The sequence below is a fragment of the Paraburkholderia sp. BR10141 genome (assembly GCF_056155635.1).
In genome coordinates this window covers 111,137-129,700 of record NZ_JBMIQH010000009.1, presented here as the reverse complement: position 1 = coordinate 129,700, position 18,564 = coordinate 111,137, and the positions used below count along the sequence as shown (strand labels likewise).

Here is an 18,564-nt window from a genome sequence, read left to right as displayed (position 1 = left end):
CGCTGACGCGAATTACTGGCTGGCGCCTGCAGCAGCGTTAGCTTTCTTCTGTGCGTCCTGCAGGTTCTGCGGATAGTTCGGGTCGTTCAGCGCCGGCTTGTAGCCTGCGTCTTCCAGCTTCTTCAACTCGGCATTGTTCTTCGCGCGGGCCTGCTTGCGTTCGGCCTTGCGCTGCGCTTTGGCTTGAGCTTTGGCCTGCGCCTTTTGTTCCTTGGTGAGCGGTTGCGAGGCCGTGGCGGCGGGTGCGCTGGCTTCCGTTTGCGCAAATGCCGGCGCGGCAACGCCGATCAGGAATGCGGCGGTCGCCGCGGCGAGAGTCAGCTTGCTGGTTGTGGAGCGCATTGATTCCCTTAATGGTTGATTTGAACGACTTACCCAGGTCTGGGAGGACGGGCGCAAACGACTGCGGCGCGCCCGTTGCTCAATGTAATCGATCCCCATCAAAGACGGTAGCAAGCGCTGACCCTGGCTTGCCGGTAACCGCAGTAGTTACCCCGGCGGCCTCAACGGGCGCTCAAGCACCGAGCTTCGCGGCCGCCGCCGCGACTACGCGTGCGCGTGCGGCGAGCGATGCGGCTGTCTGCGCGCGCAACCTTTCCACGATTGCACGCGGTGCGCTGGCGGGGTCGCCCGCATCGAACGGCGGCGCGGGCGCGTACTCGAGTTCGAGCTGGAGCGCCTGGGCGTCCTCGTCGCCGATCAGTTCGGCGGCGAGCGTCAATGCGAAATCGATACCCGCGGTGATGCCGCCGCCGGTCAGCACGTTCCCGTCGCGCACCACGCGCGCTTTCACGGGCAGCGCGCCGAGCGGCTCCAGCAGTTCGTGGAAGGCCCAGTGCGTGGTCGCGCGGCGTCCGCGCAGCAGCCCGGCCGCGCCGAGCACGAGCGCACCCGTGCAAACCGAAGTGACGTAGCGCGCCGTGCTCGCCTGGCGGCGCAGGAACGCGAGCGTCTCGTCGTCTGGAATCAGCTGGGAGACGCCGCTGCCGCCCGGCACGCAGATCACGTCGAGCGGCGGGCAGTCCTCGAAGGTCGTGTCGGGCGTGAGCATGAGGCCGGTGCTCGAGCGCACCGGGTCGAGCGTCTTCCAGATGAGCCGCGCGCGGGTGTCCGGCATCGAGGCGAGCACGTCGTATGGGCCGGTCAGGTCGAGCTGTTGAACGTTGGGGAAGACGAGAAATCCGATCTGCAGTGCCATGTGGTGTTCCCGGTCAAGGTTTGGCTGTCGAAAAGGCCGACGCGGTGTGCCGATGATTCGGGAATCACTGTAATCTCGCGCCGCTCCACAACCATGCCAAAAACCGCGCAAAAACTGCCAGCGGCGCGCGAGCCGCAATCGGAAAGCACTCGGTGATCGACACCCGCGCCGCGTTCAGTCGCTGCTTAATTTGCGGCAGCTGAAGCAGCGCGCTTGCTGCTTCGGACTCAAGCCGGCATCTTGCGGAACGTCACCGCGATGCGGTTCCAGCCGTTGATCGCGATGATCAGCAGCGTGAGGTCGGCGATCTCCTGGTCGCTGAAATGCGGCTTCACGCGTTCCCACACTTCGTCGGGTACGTGCGTTTGCGCGAGCAGCGTGACTGATTCGGTCCATTCGAGCGCCGCGCGCTCGCGCTCGGTGAAGAACGGGGTTTCGCGCCACACCGATACCGTAGCGAGCCGGCGATCGGTTTCGCCGCCTTTACGCGCATCTGCGGTGTGCATGTCCACGCAATAGGCGCAGCCGTTGATCTGCGAAGCGCGCAGGCGCACCAGTTCCGCGAGGGGCTTTTCAAGCGAGCTTTTGCTCGCGCGCTCTACTCGGCGTTTCGCGCAAGACCACGCTCGACGTATTCGAACGGCTGCTCGCCGAAGGCTATCTGAACTCGCGGCGCGGCTCGGGCACTTTCGTGGCGCAGACGCTCGAACGCCTGCCCGCGGGCGAGCACGGTCATCCGAATCCGCAGATACGCGCGGCCACCGCGGCGATCACTTCCACGCGTACCGGCAAGGCGCCGCGCGGGGCGCGCAGGCGCAAGCCGAGGCGCTGCACGGTTCGTTGCCGCGCCTCGATACGCGGCTCGCCTGCGATTTCGCGGGCGGTGTCACCGACAAGTCGCGCTTTCCCTTCGACGTCTGGCGGCGCTGCATCAACGATGCGCTGCGCGTGCAGGCGCGCGGTTTCGGCATGTATCGCGATCCGGCGGGCGAGGAGAAGCTGCGCCTTGCGGTGTCGCGCTATCTTGCTTTCAACCGCGCGGTGCAGGGCATCTGGCAGGACGTGATTGTCACGCAGGGCGCGCAGCAGGCGCTCGATCTGCTCACGCGCAACATCTTTGCCGCATTGGGCGCGAAGGTCGTGCCGGTGCCGGTGGATCACGACGGGCTCGTCGTCGCGCGGCTGCCGAAAGCGGCGCGGCTCGTGTACGTGCTCGACGCTGCAGCGGTGGCGCAGGCCGCGCGCAGCGCGTCGATCGGGCTGCATCCGCTCGCACCGTTTCATCTCGAAGCGCCTGTGCAGAGCGGTTTTCTTTTCGGTTACGGTGGGGTCGACGCCGAGCGTATCGACGCCGCGCTAACATCGCTCGCCACGCTGCTGCGCACGCTTTGACTGCATTTTGCCGTCGCGGCGACACCGGCATGGCAGCCGAAATCGCGAGAAAACGCCATACGTGTGGCGCTTTCCTGTCGAACGCGCCGTGCGCTGCGCCCCACCGAAGCGTATCGTCCGTCGGTGATCCGGCTGCGCCAGGTGCACGTTTACCCCTGTAAACAGGCGTCAAAATGTGTTCGAGAGTCAGCGCTGCGCAACAAAATCGTAACGACAATGCAAAAGCTTCACGCAAAACGCTTGCGCGTATGTAGAATCCGCCGTTGAAGCACGTGCATTCCGCAGTGCTTCTTCGATTCACTGACCAACACTGGTAGGAGAAACATGCCGACTTCCGCAAAGAAAGTGGCCGCAAAAAAGGCAGCTGCCCCGGCCAAGAAGGTTGCCGCAAAGAAAGCGCCCGCCACCAAGACGGCCGCAGCTAAGAAGGTCGCCGTGAAGGCGTCCGGCGTACCGACGCCGATCAAGGACACCTTCACGAAGGCCTCGCTGGCTACCCACGTCGCTGAACGTGCAGGCGTCGAGCCGAAGGCTGCCAAGGCCGTGCTCGCCGCGCTGGAAGACACGATCCTCGGTTCGGTCCACAAGAAGGGCGCTGGCGAATTCACGCTGTCGGGCCTTCTGAAGATCGTCGTCCAGGCCGTGCCGGCGAAGAAGAAGCGCTTCGGCAAGGATCCGTTCACGGGTGAAGAGCGCTGGTTCCCGGCGAAGCCCGCATCGGTCCGCATCAAGGCGCGCGCCCTGAAGAAGCTGAAGGACGCAGCAGCAGCCTGATTGCGCTGATTGCGCTTGAAGCCGCGACCTTCGGGTAGCGGTTACCTGTCAGTACCAAAAAATCCCCGTTGGCGTCGAGCTCACGGGGATTTTTCATTTGGTGCGTGCAATGCGCACAGAACATGCATATCTATGCTCTGATGTTATGGTCAGGTATCCGGTATGATGTCCCTGTGTTAGAGGCATCAGTGTCATTCATGTCGTACGAAAACGATGTCGTAGACCCGCTAATTTAAATTTCCATAGCATAGTGTTATGCAGGCAACCGACCTCAGTTTGCGGCAGGTGGAAGCGTTTCGCGCGCTGATGCACTGGGGTACCGTCACGCGCGCGGCACAGGCGCTCGGCATTTCTCAGCCTGCGGTGAGCCGTTTGCTTGCCGACTTCGAAGCCAGGATGGGGTTCGCGCTTTTCGAGCGGCGCCAGGGGCGTTTGCTGCCGACCGTCGAGGCCCATACGCTGCAAGATGAAGTCGAGCGCGCGTTCTTCGGCTTCGAGCGCGTGGCTCAGGCGGCCGCGCAGATTCGCGCACAACGGCGCGGGGTCGTGCGCGTTGCCGCTTCAGCGGATCTTTGCGCCGACTTCCTGCCGCGCGTGGCCGCCGCGTTTGCAAGCGAGCACGAAGGCGTCGATTTCGAACTGCTGACTGGCGAAGCCGCCGGGATTGCCGAGCGCGTGGCGGCGCAACGCTGCGATCTCGGTTTCGTCGCGCAAGCCGTCGCGCATCCTGGCGCGCGTCTCGAGTATCTGGGTGAATGGCCGCTGCGCTGCATCGTGCCGCGCGGACACCGGCTTGCGCGCAAACGCGTGATTCATGCGCAAGACTGCGCGGGCGAACGCTTCATTTCGTTTGCCGCGGCGAGCGAGGCGCGCCTCTCCATCGACCGGCTCTTTGCCGAATGCGGGGTGGTGCGCGAGCCCGGCGTCGAAGCGGCGCTCGCGCAATCGGTCGTGGCGATAGTGGAAGCGGGGATGGGCATCGCGCTCGTCGACGCGCTGACCGCCCAGCACGCGAGCGCACGGGTGAGTGTGAAACGCTTCACGCCCACGCTGTCGAGCGCGCTCCATGTCGTGCGCAGCGCGCAGCGCGCGGCGACGGCGCTCAGCGACGCATTCGTGTGGCACGCCGGCGCCGCGCTGGCGCGACTGCGCTGAGTCTTGCGCTCGTGTAAATGGCGCGTAAACGGCGCAAGTTGTGGCGTTGCGTGAGAACACCCTGGAGGATCGCTTCTAAAACCCGGCGGCCATAAAAAAACCAGCCAGGGCTTGCGCCCGAGGCTGGTTTGTGCAGCGTGTAGGTTTTAGCTGCGCGGTCTCGCTCGCTTCGCCGGATTGGCTCGTCAGCCAGTTCCGGCGCCGGGCCGAAGCCCGGAGTAAAGCGTTGCTTAGAACTTGTGGCGGATGCCCAGGCTGACCAGGGTCTGCGAGCTCGAAGCCGAGTTGAAGCCGTACGAACCGATCGATGCGCCGGCTGCCGTGCCTGCCGGTTCGCCCGGTTGCTGGCCGTTGGCGTGCTGCCATGCGGCGACGCCGTACAGGTCGGTGCGCTTCGACAGATTGTAGTCCGCGCCGATCGAAACCTGGTTGTACGTGTTCGACGAGTCGCCAGCACCGTGCGTCCAAGTGTAGCCGAGGCCGAGCAGCAGGGCCGGGTTCAGCTGGTAGCCGAAGAAGCCAGCAGCGACGTTGTAACGCTGGGTCGAAGAGAACGTCGAGTAGCCGTCAGGACGGATTTGAACGTTGCTGTAACGTGCGCCGAACGTGAACGGGCCAGCGACGTATTGCGCAGCGATCGCAGCGGTGCCAACCGACTTGGCCGACGCGTAGGCTTCGTTGATCTGGCTGTCGAACATGGCGCCCGAGGTTGCGCCCGAAGCCCAGCCCACCGTGCTCACGCCGTTGGACGTCGTCGTACGCGCAGCGAGCGACGACGCGTTGTCCATGCGGAAGTAGCCAGCAGCGACGTTGAACGAACCGATGCCGTACGTAGCCGCTGCGCCCCAGCTCTGACCCGAGCCCGTTGCGCCAGCCACGCCGCCCAGAGCGTACATGCCTTCGAACTGGAAGCCTTGGAGAACCGGCGAGACGTACTTGATGCCGCTGTTCGTACGCGAGCTGTTATCGTTGTTGTCGACGTCGCCCGGCGTTGTGAACGTGCTGCCGAAATAGTTGTCCGCGGTCAGCGGCTGAACCATGTCGACCAGCGGGTCGTACTGGCGGCCGAGAGTGATCGTGCCGAACTGCTCGTGCGTCAGGCCGACATAGGCTTGACGGCCGAACATCAGGCCACCCTGACCGAGCTTGCCGTTGTTGATGTCAAAGCCGTTTTCCAATTGGAAAATCGCCTTCAGGCCGCCGCCCAGATCTTCCGTACCCTTCAGGCCCCAGCGGTTGCCCGACAGGTTGCCACCGGCGAGGCCGACCAGGTTTGCATTCTTGTTGTTGGCGTCCATCGTGTTGTGGGCCCACTGGATCGATTCGTCGATCACCCCATAGAGGGTCACGCTGCTTTGAGCGTGCGCGGTGCCTGCTGCGGCCAAGAGGGCCAGCGAGAGGGTCGAGAGAGCGACTCGTTTCATTCTGTTTTCTCCACGCAGAAATTGTGTAGTTGTTGCGCGTTGGAGAATAACGCAGCAGGCCAGGCGACCTGAACTGAAAAAATAAAGATTGTCGCGAAAACCTGACACCGGCCAGAATCCCTTGTCAGGCGGGGACTCCGTCCATTATGCCGTTTCAAGAAATATTGGATTGTTGATCGAGCATTATTGTTGGTTTTGATAAAAGTTCCGTAAACAGCCGTTATTTTTGCGCCTTGTTGCGACCTTTGGTAGCAGCCTTAATTGGCGCGGCGGCATGGGGGTGGCGGCGCCTGCCGGCGGTTGTCATGGCGAGCGCCGCGCTCGCGACGAACAGCACCGAACCCCACGGATGGCGCTTCACATAGCGGTCGGCGGCGGCGACCGTGCGGCCCGCGTGAACCAGCGTGAGCGCGGCCGCGTAGGTGGCGCTGTCTTCCATGCGCACGACCGAACGGCGGATATGCAATCCCGATTTCAGCCTCCCGAACGGGCCACCATGCGCGCTCGCGCGCCGAATCGCGCCGAGCGGGGTTTCCGATAGTGTCGATTTGTCTGCCGAAACAGCTGCCGCCAGCGCCGCAGGCATTGCCGGGGCGGCGGCGCCGCCGTTTCCGATCGGCACGGCCTGCGGCGCCGACGCAGCGGGGCGGTCCCCACGCTTCGTGTCGTGCCGCGCGACGATGGTGGAGGCGGCGAGCACCGAGGCCAGCTTGGCGCGGCTGCCGGGCGGCGTTTCCTCGAGGAAACCCCAAGCGCCGCGCGGATCGTGCATACGCCCGCGCGCGGCCGAGAATTCCGCGCCCAGCAGGAGCACGGCCGCTGAAAAATAGAGCCACATGAGCAGCACCGCGAGCGAGCCGGCGGCGCCGAAGGCCGTTGCCATGCCCGCGTGCGCGAGATAGAGCGCGAACAACTTCTTGCCCGCCGAGAACAGCACCGCCGCGACGATGCCGCCCACCATTGCGTCGCGCCAGCGCACGTCGGCGTCTGGCAGGAAGCGCAGCAGGGCGCCGAAGGCGACGGCCAGCACTACGAGGCCCACGGCAAGCTGCATCAGGTTGCCGATGACCACATAAGGGGAATTGCCCCAGATCCACTGACCGACGAACGTAATAGCCGTGTCGAGCACGAGCGAGACGATCAGCAGGAACGCGACGCCCAGCACGAGGCTGAACGAAATGAGCCGCACGCGCACGAGCGCCATCACGCTGGAGGGACGCTGCCCGTCCGGCGGCCAGACGATGTTCAGCGCGGAATTGAGCGAGGAGAAGGTTGCGGACGCGCCGATCACGAGCAGGGCGAGCGAGATGATCGCCGCGACGCCGCCCTTGCCGCCCGCCCGGTGCGCGTTCTGCACGATGGTGGTGATGCCCGCGGCCGCGTCGTCGCCGAGCACGTTGTGGACCTGGCGGTAGAGTTCACCGCGCGCGGCATCGACGCCGTAGAACCAGCCCGCCACGGCAATCACCATCACCAGCGTCGGCGCGAGCGAAAACGCCGAATAGAACGCGATGCTCGCCGCGAGCGACGGGCAGCGATTGGCGATGAACTGGCGCAACGCGCCCACCACCCACGACGCTTCCTTGCGTGCGGCGGACTGCAGTCGTTCGGTGGAAAGCGTTGACATGATGGTGCGCCCCGCGGTGGTGCTTCAGTGGTTCGTTTTCGTCACAAAGATGGTTCATTCGCCATTCGATATTAGCAAGCGCGGTTCCCGGGCGAGCTCGCGCTGTACGCGCGTAACGCTCGCGAGCATCCAGCGCGATCCGTCTCCCAAAACGTCTTATACTGAAAAAACCCACAATCAAGCCGAGGACGAATCATGCTGCAGATGTCCCGGCGCCAGTTCCTCAAGGTCACGGCAACATCGCTGGCGGGTTCCAGCCTCGCGTTGATGGGTTTCGCGCCCGACAACGCACTTGCCGAGGTCCGACAATACAAACTGGCGCGCACCACTGAAACCCGCAATACCTGCCCGTACTGCTCGGTTGGCTGCGGGATCCTCATGTACGGTCTCGGCGATGGCGCGAAGAATGCTACGACGAGCATCATCCATATCGAGGGCGATCCCGATCACCCCGTCAATCGCGGCACGCTGTGCCCGAAGGGCGCGAGTCTGATCGATTTCATTCATAGCGAGAGCCGCCTCAAGTATCCCGAGTACCGGGCGGCCGGCTCGAACGAGTGGAAGCGCATTTCGTGGGATGACGCGCTCGACCGGATCGCGAAGCTGTTGAAGGAAGATCGCGACGCGAACTTCGTCGAGAAGACCGCCGACGGCAAGACCGTGAACCGCTGGTTGACCACGGGCATGCTGGCCGCATCGGCAGGCAGCAACGAAGTCGGCTATCTCACGCACAAAGTGGCCCGCAGCATGGGCCTGCTCGCATTCGACAACCAGGCGCGTGTCTGACACGGCCCGACGGTGGCAGGTCTTGCCCCGACGTTTGGCCGTGGAGCGATGACGAACCATTGGGTCGACATTCGCAATGCGGACGTGATTCTGGTGATGGGCGGCAATGCGGCCGAGGCGCATCCGTGCGGCTTCAAGTGGGTCACGGAGGCAAAGGCGCACCGCGGTGCACGGCTCATCGTGGTGGATCCGCGCTTCACGCGCACCGCATCGGTCGCGGACTTCTACGCGCCGATCCGCACCGGCACGGACGTCGCGTTCCTCGGCGCGGTGATCAACTATTTGCTCACCAACGACAAGATCCAGCACGAGTACGTGAAGAACTACACGGACTTCTCGTTCATCGTGCGCGAAGACTACGCGTTCAACGACGGCATTTTTTCGGGCTACGATCCGCAAAAGCATTCGTACCCGGACAAGTCGTCGTGGAACTACGAGCTCGGCGACGACGGCTTCGTGAAGACCGACGACACGCTGCAGAATCCGCGCTGCGTGTACCAGCTGCTCAAGCAGCATTACTCGCGCTACACGCCGGAAATGGTCGAGAAAGTGTGCGGCACGCCGAAGGACAAATTCCTCAAGGTGTGCGAAATGCTCGCGACCACCGCCGTGCCGGGCCGCGCGGGCACGATCCTGTATGCGCTCGGCTGGACCCATCATTCGATCGGCTCGCAGAATATTCGCACCGGCGCGATGGTGCAGCTCCTGCTCGGCAACATCGGCATTGCGGGCGGCGGCATGAACGCGCTGCGCGGCCACTCGAACATCCAGGGGCTGACGGACCTCGGGCTCATGTCGAACCTGCTCACGGGTTACATGACGCTGCCGTCCGAAGCGGAGCAGGACTACGACGACTACATCAAGAAGCGCGCGTCGCAGCCCATGCGGCCGAACCAGCTCAGTTACTGGCAGCATTACGGCGCGTTCTTCGTGAGCTTCATGAAGTCGTGGTGGGGCGACGCGGCGACGAAGGACAACAACTGGGGCTACGACTGGCTGCCCAAGCTCGACAAGCCGTACGACCTGCTGCAGACCATCGAGCTGATGAATCAGGGCAAGGTCAACGGCTATATCTGCCAGGGCTTCAATGTCCTCGCTTCTTCCCCGAACAAGGCCAAGACCGTCTCGGCGCTCAGCAAGCTCAAGTGGCTCGTGATCATGGACCCGCTCGCCATCGAGACTGCCGAGTTCTGGAAGAAGTACGGCGACTATAACGATGTCGATCCGACTTCGATTCAGACCGAAGTGTTCCGTTTGCCCACCACGTGCTTTGCGGAAGAAAACGGCTCGCTCGTGAGTTCGAGCCGTGTGCTCCAGTGGCACTGGAAGGGTGCGGAGCCGCCGGGCGAGGCGAAGAGCGACCTCGAGATCATGTCGGGCCTGTTCCTGCGCGTACGCGCCGCGTATCAGAAGGACGGCGGCAAGCTGCCCGATCCGATCGTCAAGCTCGACTGGCCGTATTCGGATCCCGCGAGCCCCACGCCGGAGGAACTGGCGAGGGAGTACAACGGCCGCGCGCTCGCCGACCAGACCGACGCGAAAGATCCGACCAAGGTGCTCGTGAAGAAGGGCGAGCAGCTCTCGGCGTTCGCGCAGTTGAAGGACGATGGCACGACCGCGAGCGGCTGCTGGATTTTCTGCGGCGCGTGGACCCAGGCGGGCAACCAGATGGGTCGCCGCGACAATGACGACCCCACGGGTATCGGGCAGACGCTCAACTGGGCCTGGGCGTGGCCGGCGAACCGGCGCGTGCTGTACAACCGTGCCTCATGCGACGTGGCGGGCAAGCCCTTCGATCCCACCCGCAAGCTGATTGCCTGGAACGGCAGCGCATGGGCGGGCGCGGACATACCCGACTACAAGGTCGATGAAGCGCCCGATCAGGGCATGGGTCCGTTCATCATGAACCCCGAGGGCGTGGCGCGTTTCTTCGCCCGCGACGGCATGAACGAAGGTCCGTTCCCTGAGCATTACGAACCGTTCGAGAATCCGCTCGGCTATAACCCGTTCCACCCGAACAACCCGCTCGCCACGAGCAATCCGGCGGCGCGCGTGTTCCCCGACGACCGCAAGACGTTTGGAACCGCGCAGCAGTTCCCGCATGTGGCGACCACGTACCGGCTCACCGAGCACTTCCACTTCTGGACGAAGCACGCTCGGCTGAACGCGATCATTCAGCCGCAGCAGTTCGTCGAGATCGGCGAGGCGCTCGCGAAGGAGGTGGGCGTGGTGGCGGGCGAGCGCGTGAAGGTGTCGAGCAATCGCGGCTATCTGATCGCGGTGGCGGTCGTCACCAAGCGCATCAAGCCGTTGACCATCGAGGGCAAGACCGTGCATCAGGTTGGCGTACCGCTGCACTGGGGCTTCAAGGGGCTCACGCACCCAGGCTATCTGACGAATACACTCACGCCCCCCGTGGGCGACGGCAATTCGCAGACGCCCGAGTTCAAGTCGTTCCTCGTGAAGGTCGAAAAGGCATAAGGGGGCGACGACATGGCATGGCAATCACTTGACGTCAAACGCCTCTCCGCGACTACCTCGGAGCCACCCGGCGTGCGCGAGCCGGTGACTGGCACGGTCGCGAAGCTCATCGACGTTTCCAAATGCATCGGCTGCAAGGCGTGTCAGACCGCGTGCATGGAGTGGAACGATCTGCGTGACGAAATCGGTATCAATACGGGCGTCTACGACAATCCGCACGATCTCACCGAGCACTCGTGGACCGTGATGCGCTTCACGGAATACGAGAACTCGCAGGGCAACCTCGAATGGCTGATCCGCAAGGACGGCTGCATGCATTGCGAGGACCCGGGCTGTTTGAAGGCGTGTCCCTCGCCGGGCGCGATCGTGCAATATACAAATGGCATCGTCGACTTCCACCAGGAAAACTGCATCGGCTGCGGCAATTGCATTACCGGCTGCCCGTTCAATATTCCTCGCATGTCGAGCGAACGCCGCGTCTACAAATGCACGCTCTGCTCGGACCGCGTGGCCGTGGGACAGGAGCCCGCGTGCGTGAAGACCTGCCCGACCGGTGCGATCGTTTTCGGCACCAAGGAAGACATGAAGCAGCACGCGGCCGAGCGCATCGTGGACCTCAAGGAGCGCGGCTTCGAGAACGCCGGGCTTTATGATCCGCCGGGCGTGAGCGGCACGCACGTGATGTACGTGCTGCATCACGCGGACCGGCCGTCGCTCTATGCCGGACTGCCCCAGGATCCGCACATCAGCCCGATGGTGCGGATCTGGAAGGGCGTGGCCAAGCCGATTGGGCTTGCCATCATGGCGCTCACCGCACTGGCCGGTTTCTTCCATTACACGCGGGTCGGCCCGAACGAAGTGACGGCTGAAGACGAAGCCGCGGCGCGCGAAGAGGCGCGGCGCATGCGTGGCGAACCACCGGAGGAGCGCGGCGATGAAAGACGATGAACCGCAACTGATCGAGCGCTATACGCCCAACGAGCGCAGCAACCACTGGATCACCGCAATCTGCTTCATCCTGCTTGCGCTCTCGGGCCTCGCGATGTTTCACCCGGCCATGGCATTTTTGTACGCGGTACTCGGCGGTGGCCAGTGGACGCGCATTCTGCACCCGTTCATCGGCGTGGTGATGTTCGTCTCGTTCCTGATCCTTGCGCTGCGCTTCTGGCATCACAACTATCTGGACAAGGACGACATCCAGTGGATGAAACAGATGGGCGACGTGCTCAACAACCGCGAAGACAGGCTGCCCGAGATCGGCCGCTACAATGCGGGCCAGAAGCTGTTATTCTTTGTGATGGTGGTTTGCCTCGTGCTGTTGCTCTTGAGCGGCATCGTGATCTGGCGGCGATATTTTTCGGTCTACTTTCCGATCGAAATTATCCGGCTCTCAGCGTTGGTGCATGCGGTAGCGGCATTCGTGTTGATCTGCGGCATCATCATTCATATTTATGCAGCCATATGGGTGAAGGGGTCGATCGGCGCGATGACGCGCGGTTACGTCACCTGGGGCTGGGCGAGAAAGCATCATCCGCGCTGGTTCCGCGAGAGCATCAAGTAACGCACAGGCTGCGCGCCGCCTGCCGCGCCGTTTGGCGAAGGCAGTGGCGGCGCGAGCGGCAAACCGCCGGCGCCCGCGAGGGCACGGCGGTTTTTTCTTCGTGAAGCCGTTCTGGAGTCGACCCGTCGTGACGCAACGCATTCTCGACCCGCAGCAAATCGAATCGCTCGATCCTTCGGCCATTCCGCGCATTCGTCTGCCCGAACGGGTCGCCTTTTTCAGTACGCGCGCCGTGCGCCTGCGGCATCTCGCGGACCACAATCCCATTGGCGGCTACGTGCGGCTCATGGCGGCGCTCGTCGACGCGCAGCAGGAGGCGCTAGAACATTGCAGCGCCTCCATGCCTTCGCGTGAAGCGATTACGAACGCGCAGCATCACTCCATGCCGATCCTGCCGGCGCTTTCGGGCGAGCGTGATCCGCAATGGCGCGCCGTGCTATCGCGTCTTGCCGATCGGGTCGAAGCGGCAGGAGCGGTTGGGCCTGCGCTCGCGAAAGTGCTGGGCGACCTGCGCGCCATGAACGAAGGGCAACTCGATGCCCAGGCCGATGCGGTTCTCGCCCAGCGCTACACCGAAGTCGCGCCCGCCACCGCGCCGTTCATCATGGCCGCGCTGCAGGTGGTGTGGACCGACCTCGCGAGCCGCATCGACGTACGCGACGTGCCCTATGTCGACGCACCAGGTGCGTGCCCCGTGTGCGGATCGCCGCCTGTTGCCAGCATCGTGCGCATTGGCGGCGTGTATCAGGGCTACCGGTTTGCGCAATGCGGCCTGTGCGGCACCGAGGCTCACGTGGTGCGCGTGAAGTGCACGAACTGCGATTCGACCAAGGGCATTGCGTATCACGGCATCGAAGGCGGCAATGCCGCACTCAAGGCCGAATCGTGCGACGAATGCCATACGTACCGCAAGATCGGCTATCAGGAGAAGGACCTCGATTTCGAGCCGCTCGCGGACGACCTGGCGAGCCTCACGCTCGATCTGCTGATGAGCGACGCGGGCTACCGTCGCGCGACCCCGAATCCGTTGCTATGGCCCGAAGTGCCGGGCGACCAGTAAGGAGCCGCGCACGCCATGAGTGAAGCCGTGGGACAAGCAGCGGAGCACGATGCGCACGCCCTGCATGTGCTGCTCGCGAAAATGCCGGCGGTCGAGCGCGTGATTGCCTCGGAGCAAGCGCAGCCGCTGATCGCGCAGTACGGACGCACCCAGGTGATCGACGCGATTCGCGCCACGCAGGACGGCTGGCGTCGCGATGTGCGAGCTGGCGTTCTGGCGCATGAAAACAAGGATGCCGAACCATTTTCATTGGAACGCGTGATCGAGGCGACCACGCAACGGTTGGCCGAACGCGCGCAAAGCCGCCTGCGTTCCGTCTTCAATCTCACGGGCACGGTGCTGCACACGAATCTCGGCCGCGCGCTGCTGCCCGACGAGGCCGTGAAAGCGGTGGTGCAGGCGCTCACGCAACCCGCAAACCTCGAATTCGATCTCGCGAGCGGCAAGCGCGGCGACCGCGACGACCTCATCGACTCGCTGATCTGCGAACTGACGGGGGCAGAAGCCGCGACCGTCGTGAACAACAACGCGGCGGCCGTGTTGCTGCTGTTAAGCGCACTCGCCAATCGGAAGGAGGTCGTCGTTTCGCGCGGCGAACTGGTCGAGATCGGCGGGGCATTTCGCATTCCCGACATCATGAGCCGGGCGGGCGCACGCTTACGCGAGATCGGCACGACGAACCGAACGCATCTCAAGGATTACGAAGCGGCGATCAACGCGCACACCGCGCTCCTGATGAAAGTCCATTGCAGCAACTACGCGATCAGTGGCTTTACAAAGAGTGTCGAACTCGATGAACTCGCGCCGCTGGCGCGTCAGCACAGCCTGCCCGTAGCGGTCGATCTGGGCAGCGGAACGCTCGTCGATCTCGCGCAGTGGGGCTTGCCGGCCGAGCCTACGGTGCGCGCGACCGTGGAAGCGGGCGCGGACCTCGTTACCTTCAGCGGCGACAAGCTGCTGGGCGGCCCGCAGGCGGGACTGATCGTCGGTCGCAAGGAATTGATTGCGAAGATCAAGAAGCACCCGCTCAAGCGCGCGTTGCGGGTCGGCAAGCTCACGCTCGCTGCGCTCGAGCCCGTATTGCGGCTCTATCGAGCGCCCGAATTCCTGCAGGAACGGCTCACTACGCTGCGCCTGCTCACGCGGCCCGCCCTGCAAATGCAAGAGGCCGCGCAGCGCGCGCTGCCCCCGTTTCAGCGCGCCATAGGCGAAGCGTATGCGGCGAGCGTCGAGCCGATGTTCAGCCAGATCGGTAGCGGCGCACTGCCCGTAGACGTGCTGCCGAGCAGCGGGCTCGTCGTGCGCCATGCGGGGAAGGGCGGCAGTGGCCGTGCGCTGCTCAGGCTCGAACGCGCCTTGCGCGAACTGCCGCGTCCCGTGATCGGCCGTATTGCCGACGACGCCCTGCGCCTGGACCTGCGCTGCCTCGAACACGCGGACGAAGCGGCGTTCGTGGCGCAACTCGCGGAGCTGCGTCTGTGATCGTCGGCACGGCGGGTCACATCGACCACGGCAAGACCACGCTGGTCCGCGCGTTGACCGGCGTCGATACCGACCGCCTGAAAGAAGAGAAGGCGCGCGGCATTTCGATCGAACTGGGTTATGCGTACCTGCCGCTCGCCAACGGCGACGTGCTGGGCTTCATCGACGTGCCCGGCCACGAGAAGCTCGTCCATACGATGGCGGCGGGTGCGTGCGGCATCGACTTGGCGCTGCTCGTGATTGCGGCCGACGACGGCGTGATGCCGCAAACGCGCGAGCATCTCGCCATTCTGCAACTGCTGGGCGTGCAGCAAGGCGCCATCGCGCTGACCAGGTGCGATCGCGTGGATGCGGCGCAACTCGACGCCGTGCGTGCCGAAATCGCCGCGTGGCTTGCTGACACGATGCTTGCGGACGCACCCGTATTCGAGACCAATGCCACGCAGCCGCATGACGACGGCGTGGCGCGCCTCGACGCCTGGTTGCGCGAGCGCGCGAGTACATGGCGGGCGCGACGAGACGATGGACTCTTTCGCCTCGCCGTGGATCGTGTATTTACGCTGACGGGCCAGGGGACGGTGGTGACGGGTACCGTATTCGCCGGGCGCGTACAGGCGGGCGACGCGCTCGTGCTCGCACCTGCCGGCACGCCTGTGCGCGTGCGTGGCCTGCATGCGCAGAACCGAGCGGTACAGGCGGGCGATTCAGGCCACGCCGGCCAGCGTTGCGCGCTCAATCTCGCGGGCATCGACAAAGAGCAGATTGAGCGCGGCGACTGGATCGTCGATGCGCGGCTGGCCGAGCCGGCCGTGCGTCTCGACGTCGAACTGCAGTTGCTCGACGACGCGGGTATCACGTTGCAGCACTGGTCGCCGCTGCATGTGCATCTCGGCACGACGCATCGCGTGGCGAACGTTGCGTTGCTCGAAGGCGAAACGCTCGCGCCGGGCGCGGCTGCCCGAGTGCAGCTCGTCTTCGAAGCGCCGTTGCACGCGTTGCCGGGGGACCGCTTCATTGTCCGCAACGCGCAGGCAAACCACACCATAGGTGGCGGGCGTGTGCTCGATCCATTCGGTCCGTCGCGGCGGCGCCGGACGCCAGAACGGCGTGCCTGGCTCGACGCGTTGCGCACATGGCTCGACGAAGCGAGCCTGGCGCCGCTGATCGAAGAAGCGCCGCGTGGCATTGCGCGCGCGACGTTGACGCGGTTGACCGGTTACGACGACGCTGCGCTCGCTTTGCCCGCCGATGCGATTTCCATCGCACCGCAAGGACGCGACGACGAAGGCGCGGTGATCGCACACGCGCACTGGTCGAGGCTCACCGAACGCATTGTCGAGGCGCTCGCCGAGTTTCATGCGCGCTCGCCCGATGAGCAGGGGCCGGACGCGGCACGGTTGCGCCGCATGGCGGCGCCGCTCGTGAGCGATGCGGTGTGGCGCGCCGCGATCGAAGCGCTCGAGCGCGAGGGGCGCGTGGCACGCAGCGGGCCGTGGCTGCATCTGCCGTCACACGCGGTGACGCTCGACGCCGAAGACGAAGCGCTCGCCGCGCGCCTCATGCCGATGCTCGCACAAGGGCGTTTCGATCCGCCGTGGGTGCGGGATCTCGCACGTGAGACGCGGCAGCCGGAAGAGAAGGTGCGTGCGCTGCTGCGCAAGCTTGCGCGCCTGGGTATGGTGTATCAGGTCGTGCGCGATCTCTTCTACGATCGCGACATGGTGCAGACGCTCGCGCGTGCCGTCGCACAGATTGCCGCGGAGCAGGGCGGTGCGGTCAACGCCGCGGCGTTTCGCGACGCCACGGCATTGGGCCGCAAACGTGCGATCCAGATTCTGGAGTACTTCGACCGCGTTGGATATACTCGCTTTCAGCGCGATACGCATCTGCTACGGCACGATAGCCGGATGCGCGAATGGTTGTAGGCACATCGATATGTGCGTGTGGTTGCAGGTGATTGGGTTTCACGAAGGAAGGCATTCGTATCCGGTGGTACGGCCGGGCTTCAAACCCGGTTGGGGGCGTCAGCCGCTCCCGGGTCGGTTCGACTCCGGCTGCCTTCCGCCATATGGGCCTTACGGCCTGGTCCGATATCTCTTCCGATGGCCGCCAGACGACCGCGTTCTGTTCGAAGCTCTCTCGCCGCAATATGACGGATGCCTGGACGTCGGCGGAAAGATCGTGGACTATCAATTTCGCCACCCGCCTTACGGCTGCCACGACGAATCGGCTATTGCCCAGAACGCGGCTTTCGGTTTCAGGTTCGCGTCGAATAGCAGCGGCAGATTGGTACGCGGCACCGGTATGGAGGTCAGCCACGTGTGCTTGTCCGAATAGCCCCAGAAGCTGACGGCCTTGATGCTTGGCTCGTGCTCGAACAGATCGAACACCGCGCGATACCGCTGCGCCTGCGCACGCATCACGTCGTTCGGCACCGGTTGGCCGAGATCGGGCAAACACGCAGGCGGATGGCTCCAGCATGCGCCCGGGTCGCTGTAGAGACTGACATCGAGTTCCGTCACCTGGTTTTCGAGTCCGAGGGCGGCGACGTCGTCGAAAGCCTGCTTCATATTTTGCAGCGGCGGCCAGTTGATGCTGATATGCATTTGATGCCCGACGCCATCGATCGGCACGCCTTGAGCACGCAAATCGCGTATCACGGAGAGCAGCTTCGCGCGCTTGGCCGCGTCGTCCGTGCTGTACTCGTTGATATAGAGCTTGACGTCAGGGTCGGCCGCACGCGCGGCGCGGAACGCAATTGCAATGTAGTCCTTGCCGAGCGCGCGATACCACGGGCTGTCTTCGCGATAGACCTGATGCGGGTCGTCGCTGATGACTTCGTTCACGACGTCCCATGCATAGACCTTGCCGCGAAAATGCGTGACGACATCGGTCACATAGCGTTGGAGCCGTGCCGCGACGATATCGTGATAATGCGGATCTTTGGCGTCGCCTGCAAAGAACCAGTCCGGCGCCTCGGTCCATTCGCCGCTCCTGTAATGCCACACCAGCGTGTGCCCACGCACGGCCAGGCCATGCGCCTGCGCGAACGCCACGATCTGGTCGGCCGGCGCGAAGTTGTACTCGCCTGCGGCCACGCCTATCGTGCCCGGCTTCATTTTGTTCTCGGCGGTCAGGCTCGAGAACTGGACGGCCAGCAGCGCGGCGTCGGCGGGACTGTCGATGGAATCGGGTTCAATCGCCGCGCCTACCTTGAAATGCGCGGCCATCACGCTTTTCAGTTGCGGCACGGCCTGCGTGGGAGCGGCTGCGAGCGGCAATCCATCGAGGGTGGCAGCCGTTTGGTTGTGCGCGCAACCTGAGATCGACGCAATCGTGAGCAATGTGACGCCTGCGTACAGTGCACGCACGGCGACTCCCGATGGACGCATTCCCGTCTCCTTATAGTGATGTGCCTCGCCAGAAAGCATGTTTGCGTACCATGCGACGTTACCGGTAACGTCGTGGGATGTTAAACACCGGACTTCAAGGCTGCCATGCGGGGTTTACCTGACGCGCGCGAGGTGCAGCGGCGGCTTTTGACGAGAGAACGAGAACTGCGCATCGATGTCGAGTACGCGCGACATAGACTGCGCCGCTCGACACGTCGCAGCGCTAGCTACA

General features: G+C 64.1%; 14 protein-coding genes, 1 tRNA gene and 1 pseudogene. 10 read left to right on the top strand and 6 right to left on the bottom strand.

What is annotated here, in order from left to right; translation table 11 throughout:
* Positions 1-12: 12 nt before the first annotated feature.
* From ACOJB8_RS15120 to ACOJB8_RS15110, 3 genes are all read right to left on the bottom strand, one after another.
* A complete protein-coding gene (locus ACOJB8_RS15120) occupies positions 13-342 on the bottom strand; it encodes a hypothetical protein (RefSeq protein WP_069266244.1) in 330 nt (109 codons plus the stop codon).
* A 172-nt stretch (positions 343-514) separates the two neighbouring features.
* Positions 515-1,198, bottom strand: coding sequence for a DJ-1/PfpI family protein (locus ACOJB8_RS15115; protein ID WP_069266245.1), 684 nt, complete (start codon positions 1,196-1,198; stop codon positions 515-517).
* Positions 1,199-1,425: 227 nt separating this feature from the next.
* Positions 1,426-1,833 carry a carboxymuconolactone decarboxylase family protein gene (locus tag ACOJB8_RS15110; protein WP_475013290.1) on the bottom strand — a complete coding sequence of 136 codons (408 nt, stop codon included), beginning with the start codon at positions 1,831-1,833 and terminating at the stop codon, positions 1,426-1,428.
* Between ACOJB8_RS15110 and ACOJB8_RS15105 the strand changes: the two are divergent.
* From ACOJB8_RS15105 to ACOJB8_RS15095, 3 genes and pseudogenes are all read left to right on the top strand, one after another.
* Positions 1,800-2,410 (top strand): annotated as a pseudogene (locus ACOJB8_RS15105) (aminotransferase-like domain-containing protein); the annotation flags it as partial. The gene ACOJB8_RS15110 and the pseudogene ACOJB8_RS15105 overlap by 34 nt on opposite strands.
* 504 nt (positions 2,411-2,914) lie before the next feature.
* Complete coding sequence (locus ACOJB8_RS15100) at positions 2,915-3,364, top strand: HU family DNA-binding protein (RefSeq protein ID WP_069266248.1); 450 nt, start codon at positions 2,915-2,917, stop codon at positions 3,362-3,364.
* 255 nt (positions 3,365-3,619) lie between these two features.
* The gene (locus ACOJB8_RS15095) at positions 3,620-4,519 is read left to right on the top strand and encodes a LysR substrate-binding domain-containing protein (protein WP_475013155.1); all 900 of its coding nucleotides are present in this window, start codon (positions 3,620-3,622) and stop codon (positions 4,517-4,519) included.
* A gap of 230 nt (positions 4,520-4,749) precedes the next feature.
* Here the strand turns inward: ACOJB8_RS15095 and ACOJB8_RS15090 are convergent, their stop codons facing one another.
* Both ACOJB8_RS15090 and ACOJB8_RS15085 read right to left on the bottom strand, forming a co-directional pair.
* The gene (locus tag ACOJB8_RS15090; RefSeq protein ID WP_342946438.1) at positions 4,750-5,943 is read right to left on the bottom strand and encodes a porin; all 1,194 of its coding nucleotides are present in this window, start codon (positions 5,941-5,943) and stop codon (positions 4,750-4,752) included.
* A gap of 220 nt (positions 5,944-6,163) precedes the next feature.
* The gene (locus ACOJB8_RS15085; protein WP_475013152.1) at positions 6,164-7,570 is read right to left on the bottom strand and encodes a YihY/virulence factor BrkB family protein; all 1,407 of its coding nucleotides are present in this window, start codon (positions 7,568-7,570) and stop codon (positions 6,164-6,166) included.
* Positions 7,571-7,765: 195 nt separating this feature from the next.
* Between ACOJB8_RS15085 and fdnG the strand changes: the two genes are divergently transcribed.
* The 7 genes from fdnG (at position 7,766) to ACOJB8_RS15050 (ending at position 17,007) form a co-directional block, all read left to right on the top strand.
* Entirely contained in the window at positions 7,766-10,837 is a 3,072-nt protein-coding gene (fdnG, locus tag ACOJB8_RS15080; protein WP_368619102.1) for a formate dehydrogenase-N subunit alpha, read from the top strand.
* Positions 10,838-10,849: 12 nt separating this feature from the next.
* Positions 10,850-11,785 carry a formate dehydrogenase subunit beta gene (gene fdxH / locus ACOJB8_RS15075; RefSeq protein WP_069266253.1) on the top strand — a complete coding sequence of 312 codons (936 nt, stop codon included), beginning with the start codon at positions 10,850-10,852 and terminating at the stop codon, positions 11,783-11,785.
* Positions 11,772-12,398 (top strand): formate dehydrogenase subunit gamma, encoded by a 627-nt coding sequence (locus tag ACOJB8_RS15070; protein WP_069266254.1) that lies wholly within the window; start codon positions 11,772-11,774, stop codon positions 12,396-12,398. The genes fdxH and ACOJB8_RS15070 overlap by 14 nt, the downstream gene beginning before the upstream one ends.
* A gap of 127 nt (positions 12,399-12,525) precedes the next feature.
* The gene (gene fdhE, locus ACOJB8_RS15065) at positions 12,526-13,458 is read left to right on the top strand and encodes a formate dehydrogenase accessory protein FdhE (RefSeq protein WP_475013149.1); all 933 of its coding nucleotides are present in this window, start codon (positions 12,526-12,528) and stop codon (positions 13,456-13,458) included.
* Between the two features lie 15 nt (positions 13,459-13,473).
* Positions 13,474-14,940, top strand: coding sequence for an L-seryl-tRNA(Sec) selenium transferase (gene selA, locus ACOJB8_RS15060; protein ID WP_475013147.1), 1,467 nt, complete (start codon positions 13,474-13,476; stop codon positions 14,938-14,940).
* Positions 14,937-16,865, top strand: coding sequence for a selenocysteine-specific translation elongation factor (selB, locus tag ACOJB8_RS15055; protein ID WP_475013145.1), 1,929 nt, complete (start codon positions 14,937-14,939; stop codon positions 16,863-16,865). The genes selA and selB overlap by 4 nt, the downstream gene beginning before the upstream one ends.
* 46 nt (positions 16,866-16,911) lie before the next feature.
* A tRNA-Sec gene (locus ACOJB8_RS15050) sits at positions 16,912-17,007 on the top strand.
* A gap of 140 nt (positions 17,008-17,147) precedes the next feature.
* On the opposite strand, the gene ACOJB8_RS15045 is transcribed toward ACOJB8_RS15050, so the two are convergent.
* Positions 17,148-18,332 (bottom strand): endo-1,4-beta-xylanase, encoded by a 1,185-nt coding sequence (locus tag ACOJB8_RS15045; protein WP_475013143.1) that lies wholly within the window; start codon positions 18,330-18,332, stop codon positions 17,148-17,150.
* Positions 18,333-18,564: the final 232 nt, after the last annotated feature.